The organism is Streptomyces sp. SS1-1 (assembly GCF_008973465.1).
In the GTDB taxonomy this organism is placed as follows: Bacteria; Actinomycetota; Actinomycetes; order Streptomycetales; family Streptomycetaceae; genus Streptomyces.
The window spans coordinates 2,762,510-2,780,188 of the sequence record NZ_WBXN01000004.1 but is presented as its reverse complement, the minus strand read 5'-3'; the positions used below and the strand labels follow the sequence as shown (position 1 = coordinate 2,780,188).

At 68.4% G+C, this 17,679-nt stretch carries 9 protein-coding genes and 1 pseudogene; 9 read left to right on the top strand and 1 reads right to left on the bottom strand.

Translation table 11 applies throughout. The annotated features are described in order from the left end of the window. Positions 1-358 precede the first annotated feature (358 nt). Both F8R89_RS13850 and F8R89_RS13845 read left to right on the top strand, forming a co-directional pair. On the top strand, positions 359-7,534 hold the full coding sequence (locus tag F8R89_RS13850; RefSeq protein WP_225994390.1) for a polymorphic toxin-type HINT domain-containing protein: 7,176 nt from the start codon (positions 359-361) through the stop codon (positions 7,532-7,534). Between the two features lie 13 nt (positions 7,535-7,547). Then, positions 7,548-7,877 carry a hypothetical protein gene (locus F8R89_RS13845; protein WP_052318855.1) on the top strand — a complete coding sequence of 110 codons (330 nt, stop codon included), beginning with the start codon at positions 7,548-7,550 and terminating at the stop codon, positions 7,875-7,877. 106 nt (positions 7,878-7,983) lie between these two features. Here F8R89_RS13845 and F8R89_RS13840 read toward each other — a convergent pair. Next, positions 7,984-8,507, bottom strand: a pseudogene (locus tag F8R89_RS13840) (tyrosine-type recombinase/integrase); the annotation flags it as partial. Between the two features lie 113 nt (positions 8,508-8,620). Here F8R89_RS13840 and F8R89_RS13835 point away from each other — a divergent pair. The 7 genes from F8R89_RS13835 to F8R89_RS13805 all read left to right on the top strand — a co-directional run bounded on the left by F8R89_RS13835 (position 8,621) and on the right by F8R89_RS13805 (position 17,506). Then, positions 8,621-9,676, top strand: a complete 1,056-nt coding sequence (locus tag F8R89_RS13835) for a hypothetical protein (protein WP_192806119.1) — start codon at positions 8,621-8,623, stop codon at positions 9,674-9,676. A gap of 153 nt (positions 9,677-9,829) precedes the next feature. Beyond that, positions 9,830-11,212, top strand: coding sequence for an MFS transporter (locus tag F8R89_RS13830; RefSeq protein WP_151784265.1), 1,383 nt, complete (start codon positions 9,830-9,832; stop codon positions 11,210-11,212). A gap of 126 nt (positions 11,213-11,338) precedes the next feature. Continuing rightward, the gene (locus F8R89_RS13825) at positions 11,339-12,490 is read left to right on the top strand and encodes a uroporphyrinogen-III synthase (RefSeq protein ID WP_151784264.1); all 1,152 of its coding nucleotides are present in this window, start codon (positions 11,339-11,341) and stop codon (positions 12,488-12,490) included. A 292-nt stretch (positions 12,491-12,782) separates the two neighbouring features. Beyond that, entirely contained in the window at positions 12,783-13,382 is a 600-nt protein-coding gene (locus tag F8R89_RS13820) for a CGNR zinc finger domain-containing protein (protein WP_151784263.1), read from the top strand. A 319-nt stretch (positions 13,383-13,701) separates the two neighbouring features. Next, on the top strand, positions 13,702-14,223 hold the full coding sequence (locus F8R89_RS13815) for a sigma-70 family RNA polymerase sigma factor (RefSeq protein WP_010039908.1): 522 nt from the start codon (positions 13,702-13,704) through the stop codon (positions 14,221-14,223). 59 nt (positions 14,224-14,282) lie between these two features. Then, positions 14,283-15,065: an anti-sigma factor family protein gene (locus F8R89_RS13810; protein ID WP_192806118.1), complete on the top strand. Its 783-nt coding sequence runs from the start codon at positions 14,283-14,285 to the stop codon at positions 15,063-15,065. A gap of 83 nt (positions 15,066-15,148) precedes the next feature. Then, complete coding sequence (locus F8R89_RS13805) at positions 15,149-17,506, top strand: HelD family protein (RefSeq protein WP_151784261.1); 2,358 nt, start codon at positions 15,149-15,151, stop codon at positions 17,504-17,506. Positions 17,507-17,679: the final 173 nt, after the last annotated feature.

Sequence of the window (17,679 nt, the reverse complement as noted above, 5' to 3'; positions counted from 1 at the left end):
TCGTGAACCGTGAAAGACCGACGGGGCCGGGCCTTCCCGAAAGCCGAACTCGTTTGAAGACGGAATCAAAAAGTCACACCTTCAGGCGGGAAACGGTCAAACCGCCTGCGGTTTTAGGGCGTTGGGTACGAGGTTCCGTTTGTGCGTCATATTGCAGACGAAGGTGCCCTTTGGGCAGCATGCAGTTCTGTATGCCCAGCTTGATGGAAGGCGTCCAATTACGTGGCGTGACCATGTTCACATCGTGCGTGACGATCTAGCGTTCCTTCACAGTGGGGCCACAGAATCTCCGGGTCTGACAAACATCTTGCGTGGCCCCTAACCGGTCCCGCCTCGAGTGGTCCGGGGGGACCCCGTCGTGTTCGGCCACATCTCGCCCAGTCGTCGCCGCGTTGCGCGCACCGCCGTTCCCACGGTGGCCGCAGCACTGTTGCTGGCCCTGCTGCCCACCCAGTCGCTGGCTTTGCCGCCCGTCCCGAGCCCGTCGCAGGACGATGTGGCGCGCGAGACGGTGGAGTTGGAACGGCTGGAGAAGGAGGAGCCCGTTCCCGGGCAGGCCTTCTCCCGTGATCTTGAGTCCCTGAAGGCAGACGTACCCAAGGATCTGCTCCAGGCTCCTACGGACAGCACCACTCCGCCGTCCAACCTGACGGGTACGGTGAACTTCGGTTCGACGACGACGCAGGCATCCACTGGTGCAGCCCGCCAGACCGCCACGACTCCGGTCGGGACCCTGCCTGTCAGCCTTGGCCGGGCACCCGACCAGCCTGCGCCCACGGGTACGTGGCAGGTGACCATTCCAGACCGAACGTCAGCCGTTAGCGAGGGCGTTGACGGAGCCGTCCTGACGGTGCGTGGTCCGGAAGCCGGCGCGGTCCCGGTCAACGTGACCCTCGATTACGGGAAGTTCGAAAGCCTCTACGGAGCAGACTGGGCCTCCAGACTCCATTTCGTTCAGTTCCCCGAGTGCTATCTGACGACGCCGGACGATGAGGCGTGCCAGGAGTACGAAGAGCTGGAGACCACCAACGACACCGCGTCCAAGTCGATCACCGCAACGGTTGATCCGGCGGCTGACGGGACGGTCACACCTGCCGCTGCCGCTGCCGACTCCGGGTCCGGTGCGGGGGTGGTCCAGGCTGCCTACAGCTCCTCGGCGAAGGTGACGCCGGCGGCAGCCGGGGACACTGCCGTGATCGGAGCCATGGACTCGGGTGGCGGCAGTGGCGGCACCTTCAAGGCGACGTCCCTCGCGTCCAACGGCAAATGGGAGGCTGGGGGATCATCCGGTGCGTTCACCTGGTCCTACCCGCTGGACATCCCACCAGCGCCTGCCGGTCCCACGCCCAAGGTGTCGTTCGACTACAACTCGCAGAGCGTGGATGGCCGCACCGCCGTCTCCTCGCCTCAGGCCTCGTGGATCGGCGAAGGCTGGAACTACGACGCCGGCTACATAGAACGCCAGTACCGCAGCTGCCAGGACGACCGTAAGGCGTTCGACGCGGGCACTCCGAACAACACGGCCAAAAAGGACAAGACGTCCGACCTGTGCTGGGTGTCCTACAACGCCGTAATGTCCTTCAACGGCAAGACCACCGAGCTCGTCCGAGATGCCTCCGCGTCCAGCAACCCCGAAACCGACACGGAGCTGTACCGTCCACAGCACGATGACGGCACCCGCGTCGAGCACAAGGTGGGCGGAGCCAACGGTGACAACAACGGTGAGTATTGGCTCGTCACGACCCGGGACGGGACGAAGTACTACTACGGCTTGGACGAGGTCGGAGGAGGTCACGCCGACACGAACTCCGTCTCCACCGTTCCCGTCTTCGGGAACCACCCGAAGGAACCGTGCCACGCCGACAGCTTCGCCGGCTCGCGTTGCGGTGCCGGGAAGCAGCAGGCCTGGCGGTGGGGCCTTGACAAGGTGGTCGATGTCCACGGCAACACGATGGTCGTCAACTGGAAGCAGGAGACGAATTACTACGCCGTCGGCAAAAAGACCAAGACACCCGAGCAGTACGACCGCAATGCGTACCCGACGTCTATCGAGTACGGCATGCGCAGCGACCTCACCAAGCCGTCAGCGAAGGTCGAGTTCAATGTCGCCCAGCGTTGCTTGAAGTCCACCGCTGCTTGCGATGCGGCCAACTTCGCCAAGACAACCGATCCGGGCGCCTATCGTCCATGGTGGGACACCCCTGGCAACCTCAACTGCAAGTCGACCTCCAAGCTCTGCCCCCGATTCCCCTCCTTCTGGACGCAGATGCGTCTGGATTCCGTGACGACGAAGGCTGCCCGTGCGGGGCAGACAGGACTTGGCCTCGTCGACAAGTACTCGTTGCACCAGTCCTTCCCCGAGGACTGGTACGACACGGCGCCCGGCCTGTGGCTCAACTCCATCAGCCGCACCGGCTATGCGCCCGGTGACACCACCGGCACGCTGCAGTCCAAGGACGGGATCAGCTTCTCCGCCTACACGGTCGGCTCCACCTCGCCGTTGCACACAAGGTTGCTGGATCGCCAGCTGCCCAACCTGGTCCTCACGGGCAAGAGCGATCAACGACCTGCGTTCACCCGGCCCCGTATCGGCACGGTCGCCACTGAGTACGGTGGTGACATCGAGGTCGAGTACGAGGGCGGCTGTGCGACCGAGCCGAAGGACGACAAGGGGAAGAACAACAGCACCTGCTTCCCGGTTCGATGGTCCCCCGACGGTGATGAGCGAACGCCGGCCAAGGCGTGGTTCAACAAGTACGTCGTCCACTCCGTGACGGAGATCGACAAGGTCGCCTCGCCCGACGAAGCCATCATCTCGCTGTACTCCTATGCCGGACCTGCCTGGGGCAAGAGCGACGACGAGTTCACGCGCCCAGCGCTGCGCACGCACCGCGATTGGAAGGGCTACCAGCAGGTCTCCTTCCGCAAAGGCAGCGAGAGTACTTCCGAACAAGGGGACGTGAACTCGCAGTCGTACACCGTCACTCGCTATTTCCGAGGCGTCGGCGGCGAGGTGAAGGACAGCACCGGACAGTACGTCCTCCTGGCGGACGACGCTCCACAGTTCGCGGGCATGGAAGCGGAGAAGATCACCTACCGGGACTCCGACGGCAAGGTGCAACGGCGCGCCCTTACCTTCCCGACCTCGAAGGAGACTGCTTCCCGGGCGCGTGAGAACGAGGATGGTACTACCGGAGAACCACTGGTCGCCCATCGCGTCGGAGTGAAGAGAACCGACGAAATACAGACGGCCGATCCCAGTTGGCGCGCCGTGCGGACGCTGACCACTTACGACGACACCTACGGTCTGCCCAAGCAGGTCGAGACGTCTGTCGTCAAGCCCAACGGAAGTGGCGGAGAGACTTTCTCCGACCGTAGCTGCACCACCACGACGTACGTGCACAACACCTCGGCATGGCTGATCGGCCTGCCCAAGGAGCAGCGCAGCACTGGCACCTCCTGCGCGGACGAGGCAACGGCCGATCCGTCCACACAGCTCAAGGCAGCACTGCGGAACACGTACGACGACAAGTCCTTCGGTGACGCACCGACCCGCGGTCTGGTGACCACACAGGCCGAGATCGACGGCACCGGAACGTCGTACTCCGTCGCTACCAAAACGACCTACGATCCGCTGGGCCGCATCCGCACCGTCACCCGCCCCGGCAAGGGCACGGAGGAGACCAAGTACACCCCCGGTGACGCCGGCGGCCCGGTGACCGGGGTGCAGTTCACCAATGCCAAGGGGCACACCACCACCACGACCTACGAACCGGGGCGCGGCCTCGCCCTGTCGAGCACCGACCCCAACGGCCGCGTCACGCGGATCGAGTACGACGCCCTTGGCCGCCTGGTGAAGGGCTGGTCGCCCTCGCGCTCCGCCGTCGGGCAGTCGCCGAGCGTGCAGATCTCCTACCAGACGGCGATCGCGACGCCTGACAAGAACCGTCCGGCGGCCGTCACGGTCCGGACGCTGAAGGACGACGGTAGCTACGCGCAGGAGACAACGCTCTACGACGGCCTCCAGCGGGAGGTCCAGAAGCAGACCGAGGCCCATGGCCCGGGCCGCATCATCGTGGACACCAAGTACAACGACCATGGCCTTCTCTACGAGAAGACCGCGGGGTACCTGGCGAAGGGCGAACCAAGTACCGAACTCTTCGCCCCTAGGTCGAAATCCCTGGTCCCCAGTTGGACCAGATACCGCTACGACGGCATGGAGCGCGTGATCCGTGCCTCCGTCTACCACAGTGGCCACTACAAGTACGCGACATACACCAGCTACAGCGACACCAGTACATATGTCGACCCGCCCGGATCCACGGCTCCCCGGATCCGCACCTACCAGGACGCCCTTGGGCGCGTCACCTCCGTCAAGCACTACAGCCAGGGGGACAGCGCGTCGTCAGCGGGCCGCACCACGACGTATGACTACGACGCACGCGGTAACCAGGCCAAGGTCACCGACCCGGCCGGCAACGCCTGGTCGTACGTCTACGACGCACGAGGACGCGTCACATCGGCCGTGGACCCGGACACGGGCACCACGGAGACCTGGTACGACGCGGCGGACCGGCCCATCCGTGTGAAGAACGCCCGCGGCCAGGAGACGTTCACCGAATACGACGTCCTCGGCCGGGTGTTGAACGTTCGTGAGGAATCGGCGTCCGCCACTCCGACCAAAGAATTCACCTACGACGCGGCGACAGGCGGTATCGGACAACCTGCCACGAGCAAGCGTCACACCGACAGCGGCGACTACGAGAACCGAGTCACCGGCTATGACGCGGAATACCGCGTCACCGGCAGTGAGACGGTCATCCCGGCCAACTCCATGACCACTGGACTCTCCGGCACCTACTCATACGCCTACGCGTACACCCCCACCGGGAGGCAGCACTCGGTCACGCTGCCCGCCGCGGGCGGTCTGGCGCGCGAGAAGGTCGTCACGCGTTACAACAGCGACGGTCTGCCGGAGACGACCTCGGGCCTGGCCTGGTACACCTCGGACGCGACCTACTCGCCCTTCGGTGAGTTGCTGCGCTCCGTCTCCGCCGCCCAGCCGTACCGGGTCTGGACGACCAATTTCGTCGACCCGCACACAGGCAGCCTCCAGCGCACGGTCACCGACCGGGAAACGAGCGGCGAACACCGGATCACCGACAGCTACTACTCCTACGACGCCTCCGGGACCATCACCTCCAACGCCCGCAGGCTGACGGAGTCCACCGGTTCGACGTGGGACACCCAGTGCTTCACCTACGACGCCATGGGCGAACTGGTGCACGCCTGGACGTCCAAGGTCACACCGACCGGAAGCGGGACAGGATGCAAGGCCGCGAACGGCGCCACGTGGGGCTACCGCACCGACTACGCCGCCTCCACCGGCCCTGTCGCGGACGCCCCTGACGAAGCGACGGACGCGAGCAGCCCGGATTCGTCACTGGCGTCGGGGCTCACCTCGACGGCGCCGGACGGCGGGACGGTGTCCACGGGCGCCACGGCGTACCGCCAGTCGTACACGTTCGACTGGATCGGCAACCGCGCGACGATGACCGAGCACGACACGGCTGACGCGACGAAGAAGGTCGCGCTGACGTACAGCTACGGAAAGTCGGGCTCGAGCGGCAAGATCCAGCCGCACACCATGGCCTGGGCCAGTTCCACTCCCTCGGGCAAGGGCGGTTCCTTCACCTACGACGCCTCGGGCAACACGACCGTCAGGGACCTGGCGAGCACCACGCAGCGCCTCGTGTGGACGCCCGAGAACAAGGTTGACTCGATCACGGACGACGGCAAGAAGACGACGTACGTCTATGACGCACAGGGCGATCGCCTTCTGGAGAACTCGCCGGCCGGGTCGACGCTGTACCTGGGCGAGACGGAGCTGACCACGGACGCATCGGGGACGCTGGTCCGTGCCTCCCGCTCCTACAGCCAGCCCGGCGCGCCCACCGTGGTCCGCACGACGACGAACGGCGCCACCACGGGCCACAAGCGCAGTGTGCTGCTTTCCGATCACCTCGGCACGGCGAACACATCCGTGGACGTCGCCGCCGGTCAGGCGGTGACCCGCAGGGCTTTCAAGCCGTACGGCGAAGTGCGCGGCACGAAGCCGAGCACCTGGCCCAACAAGCGGAGCTACCTGGGCACAGGCGTCGACGACGCGGCAACCGGTCTGACGCACATCGGTGCGCGCGAATACGACCAGGACTCCGGCCGTTTCCTCTCGGCCGACCCGATCATCGACATGGCAGACCCACTCCAGATGAACGGGTACGCCTACAGCAACAACAGCCCGGTGAGCAAGAGCGACCCGACTGGGCTGATGCTGGACGTCGGCCATGGGAGCGGAGCCCGGTGTACATCTGATTGCGTTCATGACGTCTCTGACGACAAACGTCCCAAGGTGGACTGGACATTTGAGGGAGAGGTTCAGCAGGACGTCAACGGGGACGGTTACATCTCGATCTTCCCCACAGTAAACGTCGACGCCAGGTGGAAATACGCCAGCAAGTACATCAACGCCTTCTACAAGCAGATAGATGAGGTCTGCAGCGATTACGGCCGTGACTCATGTGCAGATCTGTCCAACGCGGCGAATTCGGCGACGGTAACCGTTGCGAAGGGTGGCGCCTGCCTCGCCGCGGGGAGGAAGTGTCCAGCAGGCCTCGGCTATGGACTGTCTGCGGCAACAGGGCCCTTGCTTATGGTTGCTGCAGAAGAGAGCGAAGGGCGAGGGGGCGCCCGACTTGGTGGGAGTCGTAAACAGACGGCTTCTAGTGGCTGCAAGTGTTTTCTCGCTGGCACCGACGTCCTTATGGCTGATAAAAGCACGAGAGATATTGAGGATGTAGAGGTCGGCGATGAAGTGATTGCGACGGACCCTAAAACCGGTGAAACCGGTCCGCGCAAGGTAACTCGCCTGATCGTCACCGATGACGACAAGTACTTCAACGAGCTGTCCATCGCCACGGCGGACGGTGTCGAGAAGCTGACAGCCACGCACGAGCACCCGTTCTGGTCCCCGTCCGAGCGACACTGGGTTGAAGCGGGAGACCTGAAGAAGGGCTCTACCCTCCTCACGGAGGAGGGTGAGACGGTCATCGTCACGGCCAACCGCCCCTTCGCCAAGCATGCGCGGACGTACAACCTCACAGTCGATGACCTGCACACGTACTATGTGCTGGCGGGGAAGACGCCGGTCCTGGTTCATAACTCTGGCGGATGCATTTCGATGTCGTCTGCTATCGGTCAGGATTCGCTACTGACGAAAGCGGCGCAGCAAGCAGGGAAGAACCAGGATGTACAAAGAGACTTGGACCACCTGTTTGAACAGCTTTCCCGCGGAAACATGAATCCGGGTAGGGGAAGTAGAGCGTTGACTGGCACGGATGTGACCTACGCGCGAGGGCGAAAAGGTGGGCGACTCTTCTTCCGGAATGTTGACGGCGGAATACAAGTTGTCGGCAAGGCGGACAAGGGGAACGAGTCCAAGGTGATCGCGAGGCTGAAGCAGATTTATGGACAGTAATCACGTAGAACCTGTGGAAGACGACATCTACCACGTCGTCAGGGAACCTGAGTTCACTGCGCTTTTCATGCTCGGTGCTGATGACTCGGCGGAAACAGTAGAGGATGTTGATGCCGAGTTGCGACTCCCTGACGGCACACGGTGGAGTGCGAGTTTCATGACTCTCGGTGCGATCGAAACGGTGATGAATCGATGGGGGGAAACCGGCGAGTATGGCGGTGGAGTCTTCTTCCAGTGTTCTGATCTGGTGATCGTGCCCGAGGGCGGAGTGGCAGCCATGGTCGAGGCTTTCCGCGCGATCGTGGCGGAGGGTCCGCAGGGGACTCTCGGTAATCTGGAGTAGCGCGATTCTGGCCCTCTTGCCGGGCCCTGCCGTCAAGTCTGGAAGCTCCACCGACGCATTGTTCGGTGGAGCTTCCGGTCGTTTGACGGCAACGCTGACGGCAACGTCAGCGGACGACGGCTGCGGCGGGCGGGTCGTCGGGGGTGTCGGTCGGGTTGAGGGCGTTGCCGAGGATGTCGATGGCCTGGCGCTGGAGGCGGAGTCGGACGTGGGCGTAGACGCCGGCGGTGACGCCGATGTGGGCGTGGCCGAGGAGTTCCTTGATGACGGCGAGGTCGACGCCTTGCTCCAGGAGCAGGGTGGCGGTCGAGTGCCGCAGGTCGTGGAAGCGGATGCGGCGCGGGCTGGCCTCACTGGTGAGCGTGGTGAAGGCGCGGGTGAGGTTGGTCGCGTCGATCGGTCTGCCCTGCCCTCGTAAGAACACCGCCCGTCGCGCTGGCAGGTGGTGCCTGCGCCTCGCGTTCATACTGTTGCTCGCGGTGAAGCTTCAGCGAGGGGAGGCGACAACTGGGAAGGGCGATGCGGCGTTCGGAAGCTCGCGCCTTGGGGACGTGGTGAGCCCGCCTGCGCTGATGCGCTGCAAGTTTCGGCAGAGGTGGTGGCGCCCGCCTCGAAGTCGAGGTCTTTCCAGCACGGCTCGGGAGTCAGTCCGCCGTCCCCGATGTCGGACCCGCATGGAAGACTGGCCCGGTCGCGGTGGTGGACGGGGTCGCCGGGTGGTCCGGTGGGGGAGTGGGTGACGGGTGAGCAAGCGGCAGGTCCAGAAGATGCTGCGGTTGATCGCGAGCGGTCAGCCGGTGGAGCTCACGAGTCCCATGGCCTCGGTGAAGAAGCTCGCCCACCTCGCCTTCGTCGCCCAGCAGTTCGGCTACGAGTACCTGGACGTGAAGCAGGGCGGACGCAACAACGCCCTCGTGATGCTGATCGCGCCCGACCCCAGCCCGCAGGCCCGCGCCCGCGCCGCGCAGAACTGGGCGCAGTATCCCGACGCCGGTGACGGCGTCTCCCTGCCACCGCTCGTGCCCGACGCGCACGAACTGCTCAAGGCGCGCATCAACTTCGACCTCACCGGCCGGCATGTCGAGAAGCGCATGTACTGGGTGGCCGCCGGTATCACCGGTGGCTTCTTCCTCTCCGCCCTGAAGGCGGACATCGAGGGCGACTCCGCCTTCTTCGTCGTCCTCGGCTGGCTGGCGCTCATGGCGCTGCTCGCCGTCGGCGTCGTCGTCACCCGCAAGCGGAACGCCAAGTTCGCGGCGCGGCTCGAGGCCGCCGGGTTCACGCCCGTACGGGACGAGTCGGGCCGCCTGCGGTACCTGCCGGCCGGATACGCCGGCCCGTTCGGCGCGAGCGGGCCGTACGGCGGGCAGGCCCCGGCCGCCGCGCCGGGCGCCCCCGGCGGATACGGGCAGCAGGCCCCGGCGCCGGGCCCCGCTCCGTACGCCCAGCCCGCCGCGTCCGGTCCGTACCCCGCCCAGCCGGCCGCTCCCGGCCCGTACGGGCAGCAGCCCTACGGACAGGAGCCCTACGGACAGGCGCCCCAACAGCCCCAGGGCCCCTACGGCGTGCCTCCGCAGGCGCCGTACGGGCAGCCGCAGCAGCAGCCCTACGGCCAGGCGCCCCAGCAGTCCCAGCAGCCCCAGCAGCCCCAGGGGCCCTACGGCGTGCCTCCGCAGGCGCCGTACGGGCAGCCGCAGCAGCAGCCGTACGGTCAGGCGCCCCAGCAGCCCCAGCCGTACGGCCAGCAGCCGCCGTACCCGCAGCAGAACCCCCACTGGCAGCCCCCTCAGCAGCCCTGACGGGGCAGGCCCGGGACCTCTCATCCGCCCCGCCCGGCGGGTGAGAGCAACGTTCCTTGCCGGTCACCGGGTGCCACAGCCCGGAAACGCGCCCTCCCTACCTTCGGGATCAGCCACTCGCAGGCGACCGAGCCCGAAGACCGTGGAGGCGCCATGACAGCCCCGAGCACTGCCCCCGTCGCGAGCAGGGGAGGCCGCTGGATCGACCACTGGGACCCCGAGGACGAGACCTTCTGGAACACCACGGGTGAGCGGATCGCCCGCCGCAACCTGTTCTTCTCCGTGCTCTCCGAGCACATCGGGTTCTCGATCTGGACCCTGTGGTCCGTGATGGTGCTGTTCATGGGGCCGGAGTACGGCCTCACCCCCGCCGACAAGTTCACCATCGTCTCGATGGCCACCCTGGTCGGCGCCGTCGCCCGCGTCCCCTACACCTTCGCCGTCGCCGTCTTCGGCGGCCGGATGTGGACGGTGGTCTCCGCGAGCCTGCTGCTCGTGCCGACGGTCGCCGCGTTCGTGGTGATGGAGCCGGGGACCTCCTTCACCGCCTTCCTGATCTGCGCGATGCTGGCCGGCGTCGGCGGCGGCAACTTCGCCTCCAGCATGACCAACATCAACGCCTTCTTCCCGCTGCGGAAGAAGGGGTGGGCGCTCGGACTGAACGCCGGCGGCGGCAACGTCGGTGTCCCCGTCGTGCAGCTGGTCGGCCTCGCCGTGATCGGCGCCAGTGGCGGCCCGCGGCTGCTGCTCGGCATCTACATCCCGTTCATCGTGGTCGCCGCCGTCCTCGCCTGGCTGAGGATGGACAGCATCTCCTCCGTGCGCAACGACACCGGAGCCGCGAAGGAGGCCGCGAAGGACCCGCACACCTGGATCATGTCCTTCCTCTACATCGGCACCTTCGGCTCCTTCATCGGCTACAGCTTCGCCTTCGGCCTGGTCCTGCAGACCCAGTTCGGCCGTACGCCGCTCCAGGCCGCCTACGTCACCTTCATCGGCCCGCTGCTCGGGTCCCTGATCCGTCCCGTCGGCGGCTCGCTCGCCGACCGTTTCGGCGGCGCGCGGATCACGCTGTGGAACTACGTCGCCATGGCCGCCGCGACCGGCGTCGTCATCGTGGCGTCGGTGCGCGAGTCGCTGCCGCTGTTCACCGTGGCCTTCATCGCCCTGTTCGTCCTGACCGGGCTCGGCAACGGCTCCACGTTCAAGATGATCCCCGGCATCTTCCACGCCAAGGCCCTCGGCAAGGGCCTGACGGGCGAGGCGGCCGCCGCCTACGGACGCCGGCTCTCCGGCGCCTCGATGGGGCTGATCGGCGCGGTGGGCGCCCTCGGCGGACTCGGCATCAACATGGCCTTCCGGCAGTCGTTCCTCAGCGTGGGCTCCGGCACCGGCGCCTTCGTCGCCTTCCTCGCCTTCTACGGCCTGTGCTTCGCGGTCACCTGGGCCGTATACCTTCGCCGCCCGGCTCCCGCCACGGCCCCCACGGCTTCGGCGACGGAGACGAAGCCGCAGCTCAGCTATGCCGAGGTGTGACGTAACACCGCTGACACGTGGCCGATCCGAGCCTGTCACGCACCGTTGACAGGCTCGCTCGGCATGCGGACGCGTCTGTGCGGGCGTCCGGCGCAGGCACCACGACTCGAGTGCGGAACGAGAGTTATGTACGACGAACTGCAGCAACCCGAACACGGACCCCTCGCCGGGTTCACCGTGGGCGTCACCGCCGCGCGCCGTGCCGACGAGCTCGGGGCGCTGCTCCAGCGGCGCGGTGCCGCCGTCGTGCACGCACCGGCGCTGCGCATCGTGCCGCTGTCCGACGACAGCGAACTGCTCGCCGCGACCAAGGAGATCATCCAGCGGCACCCGGACGTCGTGGTCGCCACGACGGCGATCGGCTTCCGGGGCTGGATCGAGGCCGCCGACGGCTGGGGCCTCGGCGAGGACCTGCTGAACCGGCTGCGCGAGGTCGAACTCCTCGCGCGCGGGCCCAAGGTGAAGGGCGCGGTGCGGGCGGCCGGACTGACCGAGGAGTGGTCGCCGTCCAGCGAGTCCATGGCCGAGGTGCTGGACCGGCTGCTGGAGGAGGGCGTCGACGGGCGCCGGATCGCCGTCCAGCTGCACGGTGAGCCGCTGCCCGGCTTCGTGGAGGCGCTCAGGGCGGGCGGGGCGGAGGTGCTCGGCGTGCCGGTGTACCGGTGGCTGCCGCCCATGGACATCGGCCCGGTGGACCGCCTGCTGGACGCGGCCGTGTCCCGTTCCCTGGACGCCGTGACCTTCACCAGCGCCCCGGCCGCCGCGTCCCTGCTGACGCGGGCCGAGGAACGCGGACTGCTCGGCGAGCTGCTGGCCGCGCTCGGGCACGACGTCCTGCCGGCCTGCGTCGGCCCGGTCACCGCGCTGCCGTTGCAGGCGAGAGGCGTCGACACCGTGCAGCCCGAACGCTTCCGGCTCGGCCCGCTGGTGCAGTTGCTCTGCCGTGAACTGCCGGGCCGTGCGCGGACGTTGCCGATCGCCGGGCACCGGGTGGAGATCCGTGGCCACGCGGTGCTGGTGGACGGGGAGTTGCGGCCGGTGCCGCCCGCCGGGATGTCCCTGCTGCGGGCGCTGGCCCGGCGGCCGGGCTGGGTCGTGTCCCGCGCCGACCTGCTGCGCGCGCTGCCCGGCGCCGGGCGCGACGAGCACGCCGTGGAGACGGCGATGGCCCGGCTGCGGACGGCGCTGGGGGCGCCGAAGCTGATCCAGACGGTGGTGAAACGGGGGTATCGGCTGGCGCTGGATCTGGCCGCCGATGCGAAGTATGGGGGCGAGTGAGGGCGTTCTGGTTGCCCTCAGGTGGGCTGCACTCGGCGTGCGGGGTGCCGTCTTCCGGGGGCTGCCGCCCCCGGGCCCCCGCTTCGGCCCTGGACGGGCCTCGTCCTCAAGCGCCGGACGGGCTGGAGTGGCGCGCCTGGCCTTCAAAGGTCCCCGCCGGGTGGGGCGGATGCGCCCGAACAGCAGCCACCGCACAACGGGTTCACGGCACGAGGGGTTCCCGCCCACGGCCCTGGCGGGCACTGTGGGAGGGAACGGTTCCCCACAGCCTCCGCTAGGCGGTGACAGGCACATGGCACCGGGTACGGCCACGGTCGCGTACGACCTGCGTTTCGGCGCGGGGCGGGTGAGTCTCGACCTTCTCGCGACCGCGCATCCCTGTGAACGGTTCGTGTCCGTCGAGGTGTTGTGCGCGTGGATCGGCGAGAGCGGGCTCGTGCCGCCGCACACGCCGCTGGGGCACGCCGACGCCTCCTGGGTGACCGGGTTCCGTGAGGTACGCGCTTTCCTGGATCAGTTGGTGCGGGGGGCGCTGCCGGGGCCGGCGCCCCGGCCGTCGTACGACCGGGTGCTGGAGCGGGTGAACGACGTCGCCCGGGCCGCGCCGCCCGCCCCGCGCGCCGTGCGGGGCGGGGACGGCACGCTGGTGCGGCGGCTGGAGCGGCCGCCCGCGTGCGCGGAGTTGCTCGGCGCCCTCGCGCGGGACGCCCTGGAGCTGCTCACCGACCCCGTCGCGCGGGCCGGGCTGAGGGAGTGCGAAGGGGACAATTGCCCGCTCGTCTACCTCGACACCTCCCGGGGCCGGCGGAGGCGCTGGTGCTCCAGCGAGGTGTGCGGAAACCGCGAAAGAGTGGCCCGGCACCGTCGCCGCGCGGCCCTCACCCGCACCTGACCGCCCGTTATGTCCCTTACGCGTCACGGTCGTCGAAGTGATTTCGATTACACGTTGTTTACCTACGCCACCGTAGGGAAGCGTGAAGACGATCTTGCCGATGTGACGGAAATGTAAAGATCGCACGGTGGGAATGTGGCGCCATGTCCCGCTCGTCACGTCACTCCGAAGAAAACTGTCGCCTCACTTTGAACACGCAACCCGCCGTCTGCGTACGGGTGGTCGAGCGACCGACTGGGGGAACCCCCGGACATCGGAGGTGGGCGTGCGCAAGGATTCCGTCGTGGCCAATGAACGTGGATCGAGGGCCCGACATCGCATGTCCCAGCCCTCGGAACCTGATGAGGAGCTGATGCGTGCGCTGTACAGAGAGCACGCCGGACCCCTCCTTGCGTATGTCCTCCGTCTGGTCGCCGGTGATCGGCAACGAGCAGAGGACGTCGTGCAGGAGACGCTCATCCGTGCCTGGAAGAACGCCGGACAGCTCAATCGAGCGACCGGATCGGTACGCCCCTGGCTGGTGACGGTCGCCCGGCGCATCGTCATCGACGGCCACCGCAGCCGGCAGGCCCGGCCGCAGGAGGTCGATCCGTCGCCGCTGGAGGTCATCCCCGCGGAGGACGAGATCGACAAGGCGCTGTGGTTGATGACGCTGTCGGACGCGCTCGACGACCTGACTCCCGCCCACCGGGAGGTGCTCGTCGAGACGTACTTCAAGGGGCGTACGGTCAATGAGGCGGCCGAGACCCTGGGCATACCCAGCGGAACCGTCCGCTCAAGGGTTTTCTACGCCCTGCGGTCGATGAAGCTGGCTCTGGAGGAGCGGGGGGTGACGGCGTGATGAGCGGGTACGGGGGAAACCAGGGATTCGGCATGGGCGGGTCGGGTATGTCTGGGTCCATGAGCCCCACGCAGGGACGACCGGGCCCCAGTGAGCACGAGACCGTCGGCGCCTACGCCCTCGGGATTCTCGACGACGCCGAGGCAACCGCTTTCGAGGCTCATCTGGCCACCTGCGAATGGTGCGCCCAGCAGCTCGACGAACTCGCCGGGATGGAACCGATGCTGGCCGCCCTCGCGGACCTGCCCGGTGCCGGCACACCCGCCATCGGCGACTCGCTGTCGGCGAAGCCCAGCCCGCGTCTGGTGAACAAGCTGGTCGACGAGGTCGCCGAGCGCCGCGCCCAGAAGCGCCGGCGTGGCTTCTACCTGGTGGCAGCGGCCGCCGCGCTGATCATCGGCGGACCAGTCGTGGCCGTCGCGACGAACGGCGACGGCGGAGGCGGCGGCACCGAGGGGAACCGGACCGTGCAGGCGGCCAACCCCGCCAAGGAGCTGTTCGCCGGCATCAAGGACAAGGTCACGGGCACCGACTCGTCGACCGGCGTCACCGCGACCGTCGGCCTGAGCGAGAAGCTCTGGGGCACGGAGACCGGCCTGGAACTCAAGGGCGTCAAGGGCCCGCTGAAGTGCTCCATGGTCTTCGTCAGCAAGGACGGCGCGCGCGAGACGGCGGCCTCCTGGTCCGTGCCGAAGTGGGGCTACGGCCTCCCGGACGCGAAGACCGAGCAGGCGAGGAACCCGCTCTACGTCAGCGGCGGAGTCGCCATGTCCCCGGACAAGATCGACCACGTCGAGATCATCGACTTCGACGGGAACAAGCTCGTCCAGGTCGACGTCTAGGCACCCCTCAGGGCCTGTCGTAGCGCCACCGGCCCCCCTTCGCGTACCTTTGACGGCTGCCCAGCACGTCAGAAGGGGGCCCGGTGGCCGCTCAGGCGCAGGACAGTGCGCTCGACTCCCTGCGAGACCGAGAGATCGGCGTCGAACAGGAACACCTCGACCGGGTGTACCGGCGTCTCGAGGAGAAGATCCACGAGGCCGAGTTCCTCATGAACGACGCGGCCCAGCGCGGCCAGGTCGGCACACCCGGAGCGCTCGCCGAACGGGACGCGCAGGTCTTCCGGGCCGGCGTCCACCTCAACCGGCTGAACAACGAGTTCGAGGACTTCCTCTTCGGCCGGATCGACCTGCTCCTCGGCAAGGACGGCAAGAAGGGGCCCGACGGCGCCTACACCGCGGTCGAGCCCGCCGAGGGCGCGGTCCGCGACGACAACACCGCCGACATCGCCGAGACCCTGCACATCGGGCGCATCGGCGTGCTCGACCAGGACTACGCCCCGCTGGTCATCGACTGGCGGGCCCCGGCCGCCGCCCCCTTCTACCGCTCCACGCCGGTCGACCCCGGCCGGGTCGTACGGCGCCGCGTCATCCGCTCCAAGGGCCGCAAGGTCCTCGGCGTCGAGGACGACCTGATGCGCCCCGAGCTCACGGCGTACCTCGACGGGCGCGAGCTGCCCGTCATCGGTGACGGCGCGCTGATGGCCGCCCTCGGCCAGGCCCGCACCCACACCATGCGGGACATCGTGGCGTCCATCCAGGCCGAGCAGGACATGGTGATCCGCGCCCCCGCCGCCTCCGTCACCTACGTCGAGGGCGGCCCCGGCACCGGCAAGACCGCCGTCGCCCTGCACCGCGCCGCCTACCTGCTCTACCAGGACCGGCGCCGGTACGCGGGCGGCATCCTCATCGTCTCGCCGACCCCGCTGCTCGTGGCGTACACCGAGGGCGTGCTCCCCTCGCTCGGCGAGGAGGGCCAGGTCGCCATCCGCGCCATCGGCTCGCTCGTCGACGGCGCCGAGGCCACGCTCTACGACTCCCCGGCCACCGCCCGCGCCAAGGGCTCGTACCGCATGCTCAAGGTCCTGCGGAAGGCGGCGCGCGGCGCGCTGGAGCTGGGCGCGGGCGCCCGCGCGGCCGGCGGGGACCGCGGCGGGCAGCTCGCGTTCGGCGACGACCCCGCCCCCGTGCCCGCCGGCCCCCCGACCCGGCTGCGCGTGGTCGCCTTCGGGCGCCGGCTGGAGCTGGAGGCCGACGCCCTCGACCGCGTCCGGCGCACCGCCCTCGGCGGGACCGCCCCCGTGAACCTGCTGCGCCCGCGCGCCCGCAAGCTGCTGCTCGACGCCCTGTGGGAGCAGTCCGGCGGCGCCAAGCGGCACAGCGACCCCGAACTCGCCGCCGAGCTGCGCTCCTCCTTCGACGAGGACGTCACCTCGGAGGACAGCTTCATCGCGTTCCTGGACGCCTGGTGGCCGGAGCTCACCCCGGCCGCCGTCCTCGCGGCGATGGCCGACGAGCGGCGGCTCGGCCGCTGGGCCCGCCGGGTCCTCAACCCCGGTGAGATCCGCAAGGTCGCCCGCTCGCTGCGCCGCGACGGCCTGTCCGTGCACGACATCGCCCTGCTGGACGAGCTCCAGGCGATCCTCGGCACCCCGGCCCGCCCCCGCCGCAAGCGGGAACTCGACCCGCTCGACCAGCTCACCGGCCTGGAGGAGCTGATGCCGGTGCGCGAGGAGACGCAGCGCGAGCGCGCCGAGCGGCTGGCCGCCGAACGCGTCGAGTACGCGCACGTCATCGTCGACGAGGCCCAGGACCTCACGCCGATGCAGTGGCGCATGGTCGGCCGCCGCGGCCGGCACGCCACCTGGACGGTCGTCGGCGACCCGGCCCAGTCCTCCTGGTCCGACCCGGACGAGGCCGCCGAGGCGCGCGACGAGGCCCTGGGCAGCCGTCCCCGCCGCCGCTTCCAGCTCACCGTGAACTACCGCAACCCCGCCGAGATCGCCGACCTCGCCGCGAAGGTGCTCGCCCTGGCCATGCCGGGCTCCACCTCGCCGTCGGCGGTGCGTTCGACGGGCGTGCGGCCCCGCTTCGCGGTCGTGGAGGACTCCCTCGCCGGGACGGTCCGCGCGGAGGCGGCCCGGCTGCTGGACCGGGTCGACGGCACCGTCGGCGTCGTCGTCGCCATGCAGCGGCGCGAGGAGGCGGCCCGCTGGCTGGCCGGGCTGGGCGACCGGGTCGTCGCGCTCGGCAGCCTGGAGGCCAAGGGCCTGGAGTACGACGCCACCGTGGTGGTCTCCCCGGCGGAGATCGCCGACGAGTCCCCGGCCGGACTGCGGGTGCTCTACGTGGCGCTGACCCGCGCGACGCAGCAGCTCACGGTCGTGTCGGGGGAGCGGGACGAGCCGGACGCCGCCGGGGTCCCAGATCTGCTGAGGGACTGATGAGAAGGAACACCGCCGGAGGGAATGGCCTCACGGCATCCGTTTGTTAGCCTGGATGCGACACCGGCTCGATCCAAGCCCCCGGGCCCAACCTTCGTCGCTACGAGCGACCACTTGCCGCGAGGCGAGCATGGCGGGTCGGTGTCACCTACGTAGGGGAGAGGCCCGCGTCA